This is a genomic window from Paenisporosarcina sp. FSL H8-0542, assembly GCF_038632915.1.
Classification (GTDB): Bacteria; Bacillota; Bacilli; order Bacillales_A; family Planococcaceae; genus Paenisporosarcina.
In genome coordinates this window covers 173,776-189,712 of the sequence record NZ_CP152050.1, presented here as the reverse complement: position 1 = coordinate 189,712, position 15,937 = coordinate 173,776, and the positions used below count along the sequence as shown (strand labels likewise).

The following is a 15,937-nucleotide window of genomic DNA, read 5'->3' as shown; positions in this document are numbered from 1 at the left end:
GACCTTTGAAATAATACCATTTTTCCAAAACTTAAGCAAGTAGCTTTTGGAAAAAGGTTCTATGAACTAGATTTTAAATGCTTTTTTTCCATTCAAGATTGCTAATGTCTAGTTGCAAGCGCCAGCTCTCACCTAAGCTTAGGGCCACAGGATGTGGGTCATGAAGGCGTTCCGACACGATGTCGGGAATTTAGCCTTCCTTCCCCTAATCTAGCGAAAGCTAGCTTTCGCATCGAGTGGCGTTTTCACTTTTCTAATTACATTTTAATAACTTGGTCGTAGTCAAGTTCCATTTTCGTTTCGCGTCCAAACATATCAACAGAAACTTTCAACTTACCTTTTGCATCATCAATCTCTTCCACTTTACCTTGGAAGTGTGCAAATGGTCCTTCAAGAACTTCAACCATTTCCCCAACCGTGTATTGCGCTTCAATTTTGCGCTCTGTCATGCCCATTTGTTTCAGGATGAATTCTACTTCTTCCGGCAATAATGGTGTCGGTTTTGCTCCACCACCTGAAGAACCGATAAATCCAGTAACGCCTGGAGTATTTCGCACGACATACCAAGAATCGTCTGTCATCACAAGTTCAACTAAAACATACCCAGGGAATGTTTTACGCATAACTGTACGTTTTTTACCATCTTTAAAATCCGTTTCTTGCTCTTCCGGGATAATGACGCGGAAGATCAGATCGGACATACCCATCGTTTCAACACGCTTTTCAAGATTTGCTTTTACTTTGTTCTCGTATCCAGAATACGTGTGAACAACATACCAATTCTTTTCCATAAGTAGCAGGACTGTTCGTCCGTCCCTCCATTTCTTAGACAAATGAAAAAACCCGTTCTAAGTTTCTGACGGGCTATTCTCCACAAGTGCTATCTGTTATCAAATTACAGTTTAAGGAACCAGCGAAACGCTTGTGAAATTCCTAGGTCAACGACTGCGAAAAATACTGCCATAATTACGACCGTTGAAAGTACAATGACTGTATAACGAGTCATTTCCTTACGTTTAGGCCAACTAACTTTTCTCATTTCCGAGACAACATTACCAAAGAAACCACTGATATTAGTCATTCTGATTTAACCCTCCGAGTAAAAATTATCTATGTCTATATTTACAACGTTTGCTTATGAACCGTATGCGCTTTGCAATGGGAGCAATACTTTTTCAGTTCCAGACGCTCACTCGATCCTTCTTTTGAAGCAGGAACTGTATAGTTTCGCGAACCACATTGCACACAGCTTAAGACGACTTTATTAGCCATTTTATCACCTTTTAAGTCAGCATTTGTCTTTTTAAAGACTATCACCTACGGTTTAGACTGTCAACAAACGCCCAGGTGAAGATTTCAATGAACGCCACCAATTTCAATGTGCCGTTCAAGTTTCCGCTTCACACGCTGTAATGCGTTGTCTATGGATTTTACATGACGATTTAATTCTTCTGAAATTTCATGGTAAGACTGTCCATCCAAATACAAGGCAAGTACTTGCCTCTCCAATTCGCTCAGAATTTCACTCATTTTTTCTTCCATGTAATCAAAATCTTCACGGTGAATCATCAGTTCTTCGGGATCATCAATAGCAGAGCCCGAAATCACATCCATTAGTGTGCGGTCTGATTCTTCATCAAAAATCGGCTTGTCCAATGACACATATGAATTGAGTGGGATATGCTTTTGACGTGTAGCTGTTTTGATAGCAGTTATAATTTGACGTGTAATACAAAGTTCTGCGAATGCTCGAAACGATGAGAGCTTGTCCCCTCTGAAATCACGAATCGCTTTGTAAAGTCCAATCATTCCTTCTTGAATGATATCTTCTTTATCAGCCCCGATTAAAAAGTAAGACCTGGCTTTCATACGCACAAAAGATCGATATTTGGTGATTAAAAAGTCAAGCGCATCAGAATCGCCAGTGTGGACCAATTCCACAAGCTCGTCATCTAGTAAGTCTTCAAATTGGTGCAGCTTCACGTGTACATAGTCACTCTTAATCAACAGTATCACCTCGGCCGTCTGCATAGTTTGACCCTAGTATACAGGATGTGGAAATCGAGCGTCAACGACTCATTTCATCCCTCTGCGCCATTTTTCAAAAATTTCTGCCACTTCATTACTTAGCTGGATTTTGGAAAACGGGCGCTGCTCCTGGATAGCCTTCACCTTCTTCGTGATATTCTCCTGAACTAACTCCATTTCAATTTCAAGTTCTCGTGCAGACTTTCTTAGTGCGCCTTGTGCGAAAATCACCCATTGTTCCGTCAAATCAGATGTAGCTACATGCACTTGATCACGTCTTGTCATTAATTGTGATGTTAATTTTTCAATACGTTCATCCGCAGTTTCGTTTTCCCTGGTGAAAATAACTTCGACATCATATTGTTTCTTCTTTTTTTCAATCCCAGGTACGAGATGTGCATCAAACACTACAATGACTCGCCAACCTGAATAAGCTTTGTATTCCGCCATCATTTCAATCAGCCTGTCTCTGGCATCAATGAGCTTGTCTGTTTTTAATGCACGCAATTCTTTCCATGCGCCGATAATGTTATAGCCATCGACGAGTAAAATGTCCATCTCAATTAACCGGCAGGCGGTTCCGCAATACTTCGTACATCAGGATAGCAGCTGCTACGGATGCATTTAACGACGTTACGCGCCCAACCATCGGCATGTTATAGAGGAAGTCGCACTTCTCTTTCAGCAAGCGACTCATTCCTTTTCCTTCACTGCCTATAATGATTGCCAATGGTAATTTCGCATCCATGCGACGGTAATCAGCCGAGCCTTTAGCATCCGTTCCCGCGATCCACACGCCACGCTTTTTCAAATCTTCAACAGTTTGTGCTAGATTACCAACGCGTGCTACCGGCACATGCTCAATTGCCCCTGTAGATGTTTTCGCCACGACTGCAGTTAGTCCAACTGCACGACGCTTCGGAATAATGACACCATGCACGCCAGTCGCATCAGCTGTTCGCAAAATAGAACCCAGGTTATGTGGATCTTCCAACTCATCCAAAATCAAAAAGAATGGATCTTCATTGCGTGAAGCAGCACGTTCGAAAAGCTCATCAATTTCTGCATAACGATAAGCTGCTACTGAAGCTGCTACCCCTTGGTGATTGGCTCCGTCCGTCAATTGGTCCACTTTGTTTTTTGGCACAAACTGGACGATGATGCCCGCTTCTTTCGCAAGTTGTAACAACTCGGCGATTCCCGCTTTCTTGACACCTTCCGCTACCCATACTTTGTTCATATCTCGCCCGGAGCGAAGGGCCTCCAGCACTGGATTTTTCCCTGATACGATTTCATTGTCAAGTTCAGTCACGATATCGATTCTCCTTTCGGTTCTTCTATAGTGGTAATAGCTTTTTCGATTATTTCCTTCACGCGTTCGAAGTTGCCGGATAGGTACAAACTTCCGAGAACCGCTTCAAACGCCGTACTATATTTGTACGTTTGTACATCTGTATTTTTGGGAATGGTGCCAGACTTGGCATTACGCCCGCGTCTTAGCACCGCTTCTTCATCTTCCGTCAAAAACTTTTCTTGGAGTAGCACACGCACCACGGATGCCTGGGCTTTCGCCGAAACATATTTAGTTCCTTCTTTATGCAGTGTATTGGGTCTAACTCGTCCTGAACGAATCAAATGTTCACGAATCGCTTGCTCCAGGACGGCATCCCCCATATACGCAAGGGCCAGTGAATTCAATTGTTTTACATCTGCCGGACGAAGTGAATATTCTTTGTTCATCCGCGTTTCCAACGGATGCCTTGCGCCGTATCTTCCAATAAAATATTCATTTCTTTCAATTGATCCCGGATGGCATCTGCACGAGCGAAATCTTTATCTTTACGCGCCTGGATTCTCTCCGCAATAAGAGCGTCAATTTCTTCATCCAGTACTTCTGTTTTTACTTCCACTTCAATACCCAAAACAAGTGAAAGTTCTTTCAATGCTTTCATGAATGCAGTAAGAACAACCGCTTCCGTATGTTTTTCAATTAGATATACATTAGCCAGACTCGCCAGTTCAAACAAGGCAGCAATTCCGTTGGCCGTATTGAAATCATCGTCCATTGCCGTAACGAATTGGGTGCGGACTTCTTCGATTTTGTTTAACCAGATATCCTTGTGATCCCCTAGTTCAGGAGATGCTTCAAGACGATGCGCCAAATTCGAGTATGATGTTCGAATGCGCGCCAGCCCATTTTCCGCATTTTCCACAAGCTCTTGCGAGAAATTGATTGGGTGACGGTAATGAACCGACAACATAAAGAATCTCAACACTTGAGGATCGATTTGTTTACGAATGTCGTTCACCAATACAAAGTTACCAAGGGACTTCGACATTTTTTCGTTGTCAATATTGATATATCCATTATGCATCCAGTAGCGCGCAAATTGCTTACCTGTATATGCTTCAGACTGTGCAATTTCGTTTTCATGATGCGGGAATGTCAAATCCTGTCCACCTGCATGAATGTCAATCGTATCTCCCAAAATTTCACGAGCCATAACGGAACATTCAATATGCCATCCCGGACGACCATTGCCCCAAGGACTCTTCCAGAAAATTTCACCCGGCTTCGCATCTTTCCACAATGCAAAATCAAGTGCATCTTCTTTCTTTTCGCCCGCTTCAATGCGTGCGCCGATTTTTAAATCATCAACCGATTGTTGGGACAATTTGCCGTACCCTTCAAACTTGCGTGTGCGGTAATAAACGTCACCTTGCGACTCGTAAGCATAGCCTTTTTCGATTAAGACTTCGATGAATTCGATGATAGAGTCCATATGTTCCGTGACACGTGGGTGAGCATCCGCTTTCTGGCAACCAAGTGCAACCACATCTTCAAAATAAGCGGCGATAAAACGTTCGGTTAATTCGGATACTTCTTCACCCAGTTCATTTGCCGTTTTGATGATTTTATCGTCAACATCCGTAAAGTTAGAAACGAAATTCACTTCATATCCACGGTACTTCAAGTAGCGACGTACGGTATCGTAGACGATTACCGGACGGGAGTTCCCGATGTGGATGTAGTTATATACTGTCGGTCCACATACGTACATTTTCACCTTGCCTTCTTCAAGCGGCACAAATGGTTCTTTTTGACGCGTCAATGTGTTGTAAATATGAATGCTCATTTAACGTTTCGCTCCTTTTCGAATTGTTCACTGACAAGCGCGACTTGCTCGCGCAAGACGGCAATTTTTTCTTCTAGCATATTGCATTTATCCGCTACTGGATCCGGCAAGTCCTGGTGATCCAAGTCACGTTTCACTTTGATTCCATCTTGCACGACGACTGTTCCAGGAATACCTACAACCGTTGAATTTGGCGGAACATTTTTCAATACAACCGAGCCTGCACCGACTTTACTGTTTTCGCCGATCGTAATCGACCCAAGTACTTTTGCTCCTGTTGCTACCAATACATTATCGTGTAACGTGGGATGTCGTTTCCCTCGTTCTTTACCTGTACCACCAAGTGTCACTCCTTGGAATATCGTTACATTATCGCCAATTTCACACGTTTCCCCTATGACTACACCCATTCCGTGGTCTATGAAAAAGCGGCGACCAATTTTGGCACCCGGATGGATTTCAATTCCGGTGAAAAATCGACTCACTTGCGATACGACTCTCGCCAGGAAAAAGAATTTTCGCTTAAAGAGCGCATGTGCGACACGGTGTGCCCAAACCGCATGTAACCCGGCATACGTCAGCACAACTTCCAGCACACGTCTGGCAGCTGGATCTTGCTCGAAGACGACTTCAACATCTTCTTTCATTCGACTGAACATCATCGTTCCTCCTGTGTTAGTTTTTGTTAAATGTTTTGTTTGATTTTGATTCGATCGGTAGCCCTATATTTGGCTTGTGAATAATTTAACGCTCAAACAGGTCTCATCTCCAAGTTTACTTTACGAGACAACCTCACAGTTTTTTGACCAAAATAAAAAGCGCCCCTGTCATTGACTGACAGAGACGCTGTAATAGCGCGGTTCCACTCTGATTGGAAGGATGTTTTGCGGTCCTTCCCACTTGGCGTCTTGTAACGTAGACGGTACGGCTCGCTTACTAAATGGTTCAGCTGAGCGCTCAGAGGTGCATTTCCATAGTGCCTAAGCTCAGACCACTTTCAGCCGGTGGTGGTCCTCTCTAAAGAGCGTGCCTTATGTACTTCTCCTCATCAAAGCGTTTTGATGTTTTGGTTAAAGATAGCTTCATTTTCACACCATCATGCATGAAAGTCAAACTTATTGTTTTGCGAATTTCTCCACACGCGCAAGTACTTTTTCTTTGCCGATTAACGCGATTGCGTTAGGCAATTCCGGACCGTGTGTTTGACCAGTCGTCACAACACGGATTGGCATGAATAAGTTCTTGCCTTTATGTCCCGTTTCTTTTTGCACGACTTTGATTGCTGCTTTGACAGCATCTGCTTCAAACACTTCCAGTTGCTCAAGTTGCGTTTTGAAAGATGCCATAACTTCCGGCACTTGTTCGCCAGCTAAAACAGCAGTAGCTTCTTCATCATATGCAAGTTCATCCTTAAAGAATAGGTCAGTTAGCTCAGTAATTTCAGCACCGAAACTCATTTGTTCATGGTAAAGCGCGATAACGCCCGTTGCCCATTGTTTTTCTTCTTCTGTCAATGTTTCAGGCAAGCGACCAGCTTTTTGTAAATGAGGCAATGCAAGTTCAACTACTTCTTCAAGAGACAGTTGCTTCACATATTGATTGTTCATCCACGTTAGTTTTTGTTTATCGAACATCGATGGTGATTTAGATAAGCGATTGACGTCAAACTGGCGAATGAATTCTTCTTTCGTGAAGATTTCTTCTTCTCCTTCAGGAGACCAGCCAAGAAGCGCAAAGAAATTGAACATTGCTTCTGGGATATAACCAAGATCTTTATACTGAGCAACGAATTGAATAATCGATTCGTCACGTTTTGAAAGTTTTTTACGGCTTTCGTTGATGATTAATGTCATATGACCGTATTCAGGCGCTTTCCAACCAAATGCGTCAAATACCATCATTTGTTTTGGTGTATTTGATAAATGTTCTTCCCCACGGAATACGTGAGAAATCTTCATGAAATAATCATCCAAAACAACTGCATAGTTATAAGTCGGAATACCATTTGCTTTAACAAGCACCCAGTCACCAACATCTTTCGATTCAAATGAAACCGAACCGCGCACCAAGTCTTCAAATGTATACGTTACATCTGCAGGTACACGCATGCGAATGGTATGTGCAAGACCTGCCGCCTCTTTTTCCGCCACTTGTTCTTTCGTTAAGTTACGGCATGTACCTTTGTACATTGGTGCAGCGACACCTTTTGCTTTTTGCTCTTCACGCTCAACTTCCAACTCTTCCGTTGTGCAGAAACATTTATACGCATGACCATTTTCAAGCATTTCTACTGCATGCTTTTGGTAAATGTCCAAACGTTCCATTTGACGGTAAGGAGCATATGGTCCACCGATATCAACAGACTCATCATATTCCATGCCAAGCCATTTCAAGTTTTCCAGTTGCGATAATTCGCCACCTTCAATGTTACGTTCAATATCCGTATCTTCAATACGAACAATGAATTTACCGCCGTGATGGCGTGCAAATAAATAGTTGAATAAGGCAGTGCGGGCTCCACCAATATGTAAATTTCCTGTTGGGCTTGGTGCGTAGCGTACGCGAACTTCTTGTGTCATGTGTGTGTCCTCCTCGAATACGTGCTAAACTTTGTCCAGTTTAACACAGGTCATACTTATTTTTGAATGAGTAATATCGTCGCCTGTGCCGCGATGCCTTCTCCACGTCCCGTAAAGCCAAGCTTTTCGGTTGTTGTCGCTTTGACATTCACTTGCGTTGGTTCCGCATTTAGCAGTTGTGCGATGCGGTCACGCATTTGATTAATATAAGGTGCCATCTTTGGTGCCTGTGCAATAATCGTGCAATCCACATTGCCTAATTTATAGCCTTTTTCTTCAACGATGTTCCAAATGTATGCAAGTAATTTTGCGGAATCTGCATCTTTAAATTCAGGGTCCGTATCGGGAAAATGACGTCCAATATCCCCTTCACCAATTGCGCCCAGTGCCGCATCCGTTACTGTATGTAATAAAACATCGGCATCTGAATGCCCGATTAAACCTTTTTCGTATGGAATCGTCACGCCACCTAAAATAAGCGGTCTATTCTCTGCAAATTCATGTACATCAAACCCTTGTCCAACTCGAAACATTTAGTTTTCCTCCTGCTGTCGTTTTTGTAAGATGGCTTCGCCTATCAATAAATCTTCTTGTGTCGTCATTTTTACATTATCATACGTACTCTCTACCACGTACACAGGGATATTCAGTCGTTCGACTAACATGGATTCATCTGTCCCGAGAAACCCATCTTGTTCTGCTTGCTGTTGCGCCTTCATCAAAATGTCCTTACGGAAAGCTTGTGGAGTCTGGATCATCCACAATTGATCACGGTCCACCGTTTCTTCAATAATGTGATTGCGTACACGTTTCATGGTGTCTTTTGCTTTCACACCAGCGATGGCAGCACCGGTCTCATGAGCTTTTTGAACCAATTGGGAAATCACGGCTGGTTCGATGAAAGGCCTTGCCGCATCGTGCACGAGAATCAAGTCAGCCTCATGCTCAGCTGCTTGGACGCAGGCATACACACTGTATTGACGTTCCTCGCCACCTTCAGGCATCCCTTTCACTTTCGTAATGTTATACTCGTTCAACATCTCCTGAATCGTCACACGCTCTTCAGGCTTCACTGCGAGCCAGATCCCAACGCAATTTGTATCTTGTTCAAAGACCTCAAGTGTATGGATGAGAATTGGCTTATCGCGCAATGTAAGAAATAATTTATTACGTCCGGCCTTCATCCGTTTCCCGCTACCCGCAGCCGGTAATACAACGATATATTTCATTTCAAGTATTCTCCTCTTTCTTGATGGAAAAGGAGGCCGCCTTAGCTGTCTGGTGTTGTTGACAGAAAGGGCAGCCTCTTATTTTAGGTGTAATTGTTTATTTCGTTTTAGCAAAAATCATTCGCCCAGCCGAAGTTTGAAGAACACTTGTAACAATGACGTTAATTGCTTGGCCGATATACGACTTGCCATCTTCCACGACAATCATCGTTCCGTCGTCTAGATAAGCTACACCTTGATTTTGTTCTTTGCCATCTTTGATGACCACGATATGCATTTCTTCACCGGGAATCACGACTGGTTTGACCGCATTCGCAAGATCATTGATATTCAGAACAGGCACTTGATGCAATTCACACACTTTATTCAAGTTGAAATCATTGGTCACTACCATGCCGTCCATTTTCTTCGCAAGACGCATCAGTTTCAAATCAACTTCTGCCACATCATCAAAATCTTCTTCTGTAATCAAAACAGCTGAAGCTCGCTCGGACTGAAGTTGTTTCAAGATATCAAGACCACGTCGACCTCGTGTACGTTTCAATGTATCCGAAGAATCGGCAATATGCTGAAGTTCAGTTAATACAAACTGAGGTACGACAAGCACCCCTTCAAGGAAACCCGTTGCAGAAATATCAGAAATCCGACCATCGATAATGACACTTGTATCGAGTAATTTATATGATGCTTGTTGCAATTCCTGAGGGTTGTTTTCATCGAACTTTTTCTTTTGTACAACCGTTTTATTAGCAGTAAACATTTGAACAATTTCATCGCGCTTCTTGAAGCCTACCTGGAAACCAAGATATCCTAAAGTGATGGTCAGCAATATGGGAAGTACCGCATCAATGACTGGAAGCTGTATGGAATCCACCGCAAAATTCAAAAGAAATGCGACACTAAGCCCAATAATCAGACCGAGTGTACCAAACAACAAATCACCAATTGGCGCTTTCAGCAATCGATCTTCCATCCAACTTAAAAACTCGATCAAATAGTCGGTCAACAGTAAAGCAAGTACAAACAAAAGAATGGCTCCTATTAGCACAGACACATACGGATTGTTCAGCCACGGGTTAGAAGATAAATGTATAAGATCGTATAATTGCGGTAAAAAAAGTAACCCGAGCGTTCCACCAATCAAGATAAATGTAATTCGAATAATCCACTTTAACACTGGCCCACCTCCTGTTTTTGATTATACACGTTTTCAAACGGAAACACCTACTTGACGAAGAAGGCAATCGTAAAGTTTCTTATGAAAAGCGTCAGTCACTTGGAATTTATGGTGTAGGGAAGTTAATCGGCGTGGCAGAGGTTTTAATCCGCACGGTTCGGTTTCACCTAGATTCTCCCAGCGGAATCTCCTCCTTCGAGATACTAGAGAAAAAGCTTTCCCAAAACGCCTAAGCGTTCGGGAAAGCTTCTTTTAATGCCTGATTTACGGTTTCAACGCCAACCACTTGAATACCTTTCGGATAGTCCCAGCCGCCAAGGTTCGACGCTGGAATAATTGCGCGTTTGAATCCAAGTTTCGCCGCTTCCTGCACGCGTTGTTCCACTCGGGACACACGACGCACTTCACCTGTTAACCCCACTTCTCCAATAAAGCAGTCATGTGCACTCGCCGCAACATCACGGAAACTGGAAACGATGGTCGTCAAGACAGCCAAATCGATGGCTGGCTCATCCAGCTTCACGCCACCGGCTACTTTAATGTAGGCATCTTGCGTTTGCAGCAGCATTCCGACCCGCTTCTCTAATACGGCCATCAGTAAAGAAATCCGGTTTTGATCAATCCCGCTTGCCATACGCTTCGGATAGTTGAAACTCGTCGGCGTAATCAAAGCCTGAATTTCAACCAGAATCGGTCGTGTCCCTTCCATAGAAGCGACAACGGTTGAACCTGCCGCTCCTTGTGAACGTTCTTGCAAGAACAATTCAGAAGGGTTCAATACTTCTTTTAATCCACCTTGTAACATTTCAAAAATAGCAATCTCGTTGGTTGAACCAAAACGGTTTTTCTGTGAACGCAAAATGCGATACGTATGGTGACGTTCGCCTTCGAAGTACAGAACTGTATCCACCATATGTTCAAGTAATCGCGGTCCGGCAATCTGACCTTCCTTCGTTACATGACCCACAAGGAAAATCGCAATGTTTTTCGTTTTGGCAATGCGCATCAATTCCGCTGTACATTCCCGCACTTGTGAAACGCTACCTGGGGCAGACGTAACTTCAGGATGGTGAACTGTTTGAATGGAGTCAATTACGACAAACTTTGGTTCGACTTGATCGATTGCCTCATTCACTAGTTCCAAGTTGGTTTCTGAATAAATATAGAGCTCAGAAGATGCCACACCCAAACGTTCTGCACGAAGTTTCGTTTGTCGGATGGACTCTTCCCCAGACATATACAATACGCGTTGCCCTTTGTTCGCCAGTAATGAGGAAACTTGCAGCAACAGTGTGGATTTACCGATACCGGGGTCTCCACCAATCAAAATAAGTGACCCAGGTACAATTCCGCCTCCAAGTACACGGTTCAATTCAGCAAGATCCGTATCTACGCGTGGTTCATCAACCGTTTCAACAGCTGTAATCGGGGTCGCTTTTTGTGCGATTTTTTCAGAATGCTGGAACGTGCGGCGGGGTCCTTTTACGACCACTTCCACTTCTTCCACCATGGTGTTCCATGCGCCACAACCAGGGCAGCGTCCCATCCATTTAGCAGATTCATAGCCACATGAGTTACACAAGAATTTTGTTTTACGTTTAGCCATAGTACCTCCTACTTTCGCAGATTCCTTTACTACTATCAACAACATCGTTTACATAGAGCATTATGTAAAAAAGAGCATTCCGAACAGCCTCGCCGGAATGCTCCAATAGTTTTATTCTGTTACTGCTTCTTTTGTACGAACGATAAATTCATCGTTTTCAACATCGAACACAATATTGTTTCCTGTCAACACCGTACCTTTTAATAGTTCTTCAGACAAGCGATCTTCCACGTGTTTTTGAAGTGCACGACGGAGCGGACGTGCACCGTACTCTGGGTCGTACCCTTCTTTTGTGATTTTTTCTTGAGCCGCTTCTGTTAACACAAGCTCAATTTCCTGCTCTTTCAAGCGTTTCGTTAATTGAGCAGTCATTAATGTCACGATTTCTTTCAAGTGTTCTTTTTCTAAAGAATGGAACACAATCATTTCATCGACACGGTTTAAGAATTCAGGACGGAAGGCTTTTTTCAACTCTTCGAGCATTTTGCCTTTCATGTCTTTGTATTTCTGTTCGCCGTCTTGCAAGTTGAAGCCGACGTATTTGTTTTTCTTCAACGCTTCCGCGCCAACGTTGGATGTCATAATAACAACCGTGTTGCGGAAGTCGACTGTGCGTCCTTTAGAATCAGTTAGGCGACCATCTTCCAACACTTGCAACAAAATATTGAAGACATCTGGATGTGCTTTCTCGATTTCATCTAAAAGAATAACAGAATACGGTTTGCGACGAACTTTTTCTGTCAATTGACCGCCATCTTCAAATCCAACATAACCAGGAGGTGAACCGACAAGTCGTGAAGTCGAGTGTTTTTCCATGTACTCGGACATGTCGACGCGAATCATTGCATCTTCGTCGCCAAACATGCTCTCTGCAAGTGCACGGGCAAGTTCTGTTTTACCGACACCAGTTGGCCCAAGGAAAATGAATGAACCAATTGGACGTTTTGGATCTTTCAATCCAGCGCGTGCTCGGCGTACTGCACGAGAAATCGCTGTAACTGCTTCCGCTTGACCGATAACACGTTGGTGCAATGTATCTTCTAATTTCAATAATTTCTCAGACTCGGTTTGTGCCAGTTTTGAAACCGGAATTCCCGTCCACATGGAAACAACTGCCGCGATATCTTCCACAGTTACTTCAGACTCGGCTCTGCCTTGTTCTTCTTTCCAAGACTTCTTCGTGCTTTCGAGTTCTTCTTTCAGCTTTTGTTCCGTATCACGGAATGATGCTGCTTTTTCAAACTCCTGGCTTTGAACAGCCGCGTTTTTCTCCGAACGGATTGCTTCTAAACGAGTTTCCAGTTCTTTCAAATTCGGCGGTGTCGTGTATGAACGCAAACGCACTTTCGAACCGGCTTCATCAATTAAATCAATGGCTTTGTCCGGTAAGAAACGGTCTGAAATGTAACGGTCTGACATTTTAGCCGCTGCAGTAATCGCTGCATCCGTAATTTTCACACGGTGATGGGCTTCATAACGATCACGAAGTCCTTTGATGATTTGAATGGACTCTTCAACTGAAGGTTCATCCACTTGAATCGGTTGGAAACGACGCTCCAAAGCAGCATCTTTTTCAATATATTTACGGTATTCATCAAGCGTTGTTGCACCAATACATTGAAGTTCGCCACGAGCAAGTGACGGTTTCAAGATATTTGATGCATCAATAGCGCCTTCTGCACCACCGGCACCAATCAATGTGTGGAGCTCATCGATAAATAGAATGACGTTACCCGCTTGGCGAATTTCATCCATCACTTTTTTCAAGCGATCTTCAAACTCACCACGGTATTTTGTACCCGCAACAACTGTACCCATATCCAATGTCATGACGCGTTTGTCACGCAGAATTTCCGGTACTTCATTTTGCACAATTTGTTGTGCCAAACCTTCAGCGATGGCTGTTTTACCGACACCCGGTTCCCCAATAAGAACAGGGTTGTTTTTCGTACGACGTGATAGCACTTCAATGACACGCGTGATTTCTTTGCTACGTCCAATGACTGGATCCAAGCTTCCTTCGCGTGCAATTTGTGTTAAATCACGAGCCAAGCTATCAAGCGTTGGTGTGCTCGCAGCAGGATTGTTTCCGCTGTTCGCTTGAACATGATCGTTGCTCCCTAGTAATTGCAGCACTTGTTGACGTGCTTTATTCAAACTGACACCTGAATTGTTAAGCACACGAGCAGCTACACCTTCACCTTCGCGAATCAATGCCAGCAATAAATGCTCTGTGCCGATGTATGAATGGCCCAGTTTACGCGATTCGTCTACTGATAACTCAATGACTTTCTTCGCACGTGGTGTGTAATGAACGATTGGACCTACGTCACCAGTTCCCATTCCTACCAGTTCTTCAATGCCTTCTTCAATCATTTGCGGACTGACTTCGATTGCTTCCATTGCTTTGGCAGCAATTCCGCCACCCTCTCGAATTAATCCTAATAATATATGTTCAGTACCAATTGACTCGTGCTTCATACGAATGGCTTCTTCTTGAGCTAATTGGAGTACTTTTTGTGCGCGTTGTGTAAATCGATTAAACATCATGAGGTTCCTCTCCTTCATTGTCTAAATTATTGTCTACTTGCAACCGTTCCCTAAACAACTTTGCCCGAAACACATCGCGTTCTTCGGGTTGCAGGGACGTATCTGCATACTTCTGTAAAAAACCTGGTTGCATGAAAACCATGCATTCATTCAAAATTGAAACATCGACACCTTTAATCAAACCTAGATCGATGCCAAGACGCACGTCTGATAAACAGCGTCCCGCTTCTTCTGTTGTTAAAAGCCGTGCATACGTCAAAACACCAAGTGAACGATACAGACGATCTTCCAATACATTCGGTCTCGTATGTAAGAGAGCCGCTCTTGCTTCACGTTCTTTTTGAATAATTTGTTCCGTGATGCTTTGCAAATCAGTTAAGATATCTTCTTCTGATTTCCCGAGAGTTGTTTGATTTGATACTTGATACACATTGCCGAGGGCTTCACTACCTTCTCCGTAGATTCCTCGTACGACCATCCCGAGACGTGTAATCGCTGTTACAATGCGATCCATTTGCTTTGTCATAGTGAGTGCTGGTAAATGCATCATCACCGATGCCCGTAGGCCAGTGCCCGTATTCGTCGGACAACTCGTTAAATAGCCAAACTGTTCATCAAATGCATAGGGCAGTTCTTTTTCAAGGACGTCATCTATATGGTTTGCCTGACGCCATGCTTCGTTTAACTGCATTCCCGGGAAAATACATTGTATGCGAATATGATCTTCTTCATTGACCATCACACTGACCGCTTCATCATCTGATAATAAAACGGACCCTGCTATTTCCGAGTGAGCCAATTTCGGACTGATTAAATGCTTTTCAACCAGCACTTGCCGATTGAGCGCAGATAGCTCTTTTATATCTATATACGAAAAGGTCGACTCAAGTTCCGCTTCTGCATCAAGTAAAACTGAGGAAATCGCTTGATCTACTTGCAGCGCTTCATTTTCCGTAAAAGAAAGTGGAAATCGGTAACCTGTTAAATTTCGGGCGAGCCGGATTCTCGTGCTCATCACGATATCTGCATGCTCTCCCTCGCCGGCCATCCAACTTGTAACGGAATTATTCAGAAAACGTTCAATGGACATCTCGGTTTTCACCTCCGCTGTGCAGCTGTTCCTCTAACGAGCGAGCTTCATCCCGAAGTCGTGCCGCCTCTTCAAAATTTTCAATCTCAATCGCCGTGCGCATGGACGTGCGAATTGCTTCAATTTGTTTTTTTAATTGCAGTGTTTGGCCAAATGTACCTGGCGCTTTTCCCACATGTTTCACATTGCCGTTGTGCAATTTTTTGAAGACATCCGGTAATTGTTCGTGAAAACTTTCATAACAATGTGCACACCCAAACTTCCCTTGGTTTAAAAACTGTCGGAATGTCCATCCACATGAACTGCATGTCTTAGCTTCTGGTTGAGGTTTTTGTTGCACTTGTTTGCTTTCCGGGACGCCAAACCAATTGGACAATAACTGATGTAGCGAAAGTGGATCCTGCTGAAAATCCAAATGAAACGGATGGAAATTTTTTGCGCAGACCTCACAATAATGTCGTTGCACCTGTTCTCCATTTTGTATTTGCGTCACGGTAACTTTTGCCGGACGATGTTTACAATTCTCACAAATCATCTCGCG

At 43.5% G+C, this 15,937-nt stretch carries 17 protein-coding genes and 1 other annotated feature; all 17 genes read right to left on the bottom strand.

Annotation, left to right across the window (positions count from 1 at the left end; genetic code table 11):
• Nucleotides 1-257: 257 nt before the first annotated feature.
• A complete protein-coding gene (gene nusG, locus MHH33_RS01045) occupies nucleotides 258-791 on the bottom strand; it encodes a transcription termination/antitermination protein NusG (protein WP_016429868.1) in 534 nt (177 codons plus the stop codon).
• A gap of 104 nt (nucleotides 792-895) precedes the next feature.
• On the bottom strand, nucleotides 896-1,081 hold the full coding sequence (secE, locus tag MHH33_RS01040; protein ID WP_016429867.1) for a preprotein translocase subunit SecE: 186 nt from the start codon (nucleotides 1,079-1,081) through the stop codon (nucleotides 896-898).
• A gap of 41 nt (nucleotides 1,082-1,122) precedes the next feature.
• Nucleotides 1,123-1,272, bottom strand: a complete 150-nt coding sequence (rpmG, locus tag MHH33_RS01035) for a 50S ribosomal protein L33 (protein ID WP_081637847.1) — start codon at nucleotides 1,270-1,272, stop codon at nucleotides 1,123-1,125.
• Nucleotides 1,273-1,356: 84 nt separating this feature from the next.
• Nucleotides 1,357-2,007, bottom strand: coding sequence for an RNA polymerase sporulation sigma factor SigH (gene sigH / locus MHH33_RS01030; RefSeq protein ID WP_016429866.1), 651 nt, complete (start codon nucleotides 2,005-2,007; stop codon nucleotides 1,357-1,359).
• Nucleotides 2,008-2,076: 69 nt separating this feature from the next.
• Nucleotides 2,077-2,586, bottom strand: coding sequence for an NYN domain-containing protein (locus MHH33_RS01025; RefSeq protein ID WP_016429865.1), 510 nt, complete (start codon nucleotides 2,584-2,586; stop codon nucleotides 2,077-2,079).
• Between the two features lies 1 nt (nucleotide 2,587).
• The gene (gene rlmB, locus MHH33_RS01020) at nucleotides 2,588-3,340 is read right to left on the bottom strand and encodes a 23S rRNA (guanosine(2251)-2'-O)-methyltransferase RlmB (RefSeq protein ID WP_016429864.1); all 753 of its coding nucleotides are present in this window, start codon (nucleotides 3,338-3,340) and stop codon (nucleotides 2,588-2,590) included.
• Nucleotides 3,337-3,768 (bottom strand): Mini-ribonuclease 3, encoded by a 432-nt coding sequence (locus MHH33_RS01015; RefSeq protein ID WP_016429863.1) that lies wholly within the window; start codon nucleotides 3,766-3,768, stop codon nucleotides 3,337-3,339. The genes rlmB and MHH33_RS01015 overlap by 4 nt, the downstream gene beginning before the upstream one ends.
• Nucleotides 3,765-5,165 (bottom strand): cysteine--tRNA ligase, encoded by a 1,401-nt coding sequence (gene cysS / locus MHH33_RS01010; protein ID WP_342542691.1) that lies wholly within the window; start codon nucleotides 5,163-5,165, stop codon nucleotides 3,765-3,767. Before cysS ends, MHH33_RS01015 begins: the two co-directional genes overlap by 4 nt.
• Nucleotides 5,162-5,824 carry a serine O-acetyltransferase gene (cysE, locus tag MHH33_RS01005; protein ID WP_016429861.1) on the bottom strand — a complete coding sequence of 221 codons (663 nt, stop codon included), beginning with the start codon at nucleotides 5,822-5,824 and terminating at the stop codon, nucleotides 5,162-5,164. The genes cysS and cysE overlap by 4 nt, the downstream gene beginning before the upstream one ends.
• Nucleotides 5,825-6,001: 177 nt before the next feature.
• Nucleotides 6,002-6,226, bottom strand: a binding site (T-box leader).
• Between the two features lie 54 nt (nucleotides 6,227-6,280).
• Nucleotides 6,281-7,744: a glutamate--tRNA ligase gene (gene gltX, locus MHH33_RS01000; RefSeq protein WP_016429860.1), complete on the bottom strand. Its 1,464-nt coding sequence runs from the start codon at nucleotides 7,742-7,744 to the stop codon at nucleotides 6,281-6,283.
• A gap of 56 nt (nucleotides 7,745-7,800) precedes the next feature.
• Entirely contained in the window at nucleotides 7,801-8,277 is a 477-nt protein-coding gene (ispF, locus tag MHH33_RS00995; protein ID WP_016429859.1) for a 2-C-methyl-D-erythritol 2,4-cyclodiphosphate synthase, read from the bottom strand.
• A complete protein-coding gene (ispD, locus tag MHH33_RS00990) occupies nucleotides 8,278-8,973 on the bottom strand; it encodes a 2-C-methyl-D-erythritol 4-phosphate cytidylyltransferase (protein WP_016429858.1) in 696 nt (231 codons plus the stop codon).
• Between the two features lie 97 nt (nucleotides 8,974-9,070).
• A complete protein-coding gene (locus tag MHH33_RS00985) occupies nucleotides 9,071-10,150 on the bottom strand; it encodes a PIN/TRAM domain-containing protein (protein ID WP_016429857.1) in 1,080 nt (359 codons plus the stop codon).
• Nucleotides 10,151-10,379: 229 nt separating this feature from the next.
• Entirely contained in the window at nucleotides 10,380-11,756 is a 1,377-nt protein-coding gene (gene radA / locus MHH33_RS00980) for a DNA repair protein RadA (protein WP_016429856.1), read from the bottom strand.
• A 111-nt stretch (nucleotides 11,757-11,867) separates the two neighbouring features.
• Nucleotides 11,868-14,306, bottom strand: coding sequence for an ATP-dependent protease ATP-binding subunit ClpC (clpC, locus tag MHH33_RS00975; RefSeq protein ID WP_016429855.1), 2,439 nt, complete (start codon nucleotides 14,304-14,306; stop codon nucleotides 11,868-11,870).
• Nucleotides 14,296-15,396, bottom strand: coding sequence for a protein arginine kinase (locus MHH33_RS00970; protein ID WP_016429854.1), 1,101 nt, complete (start codon nucleotides 15,394-15,396; stop codon nucleotides 14,296-14,298). The genes clpC and MHH33_RS00970 overlap by 11 nt, the downstream gene beginning before the upstream one ends.
• Nucleotides 15,386-15,931 carry a UvrB/UvrC motif-containing protein gene (locus tag MHH33_RS00965; RefSeq protein ID WP_016429853.1) on the bottom strand — a complete coding sequence of 182 codons (546 nt, stop codon included), beginning with the start codon at nucleotides 15,929-15,931 and terminating at the stop codon, nucleotides 15,386-15,388. Before MHH33_RS00965 ends, MHH33_RS00970 begins: the two co-directional genes overlap by 11 nt.
• Nucleotides 15,932-15,937 lie beyond the last annotated feature (6 nt).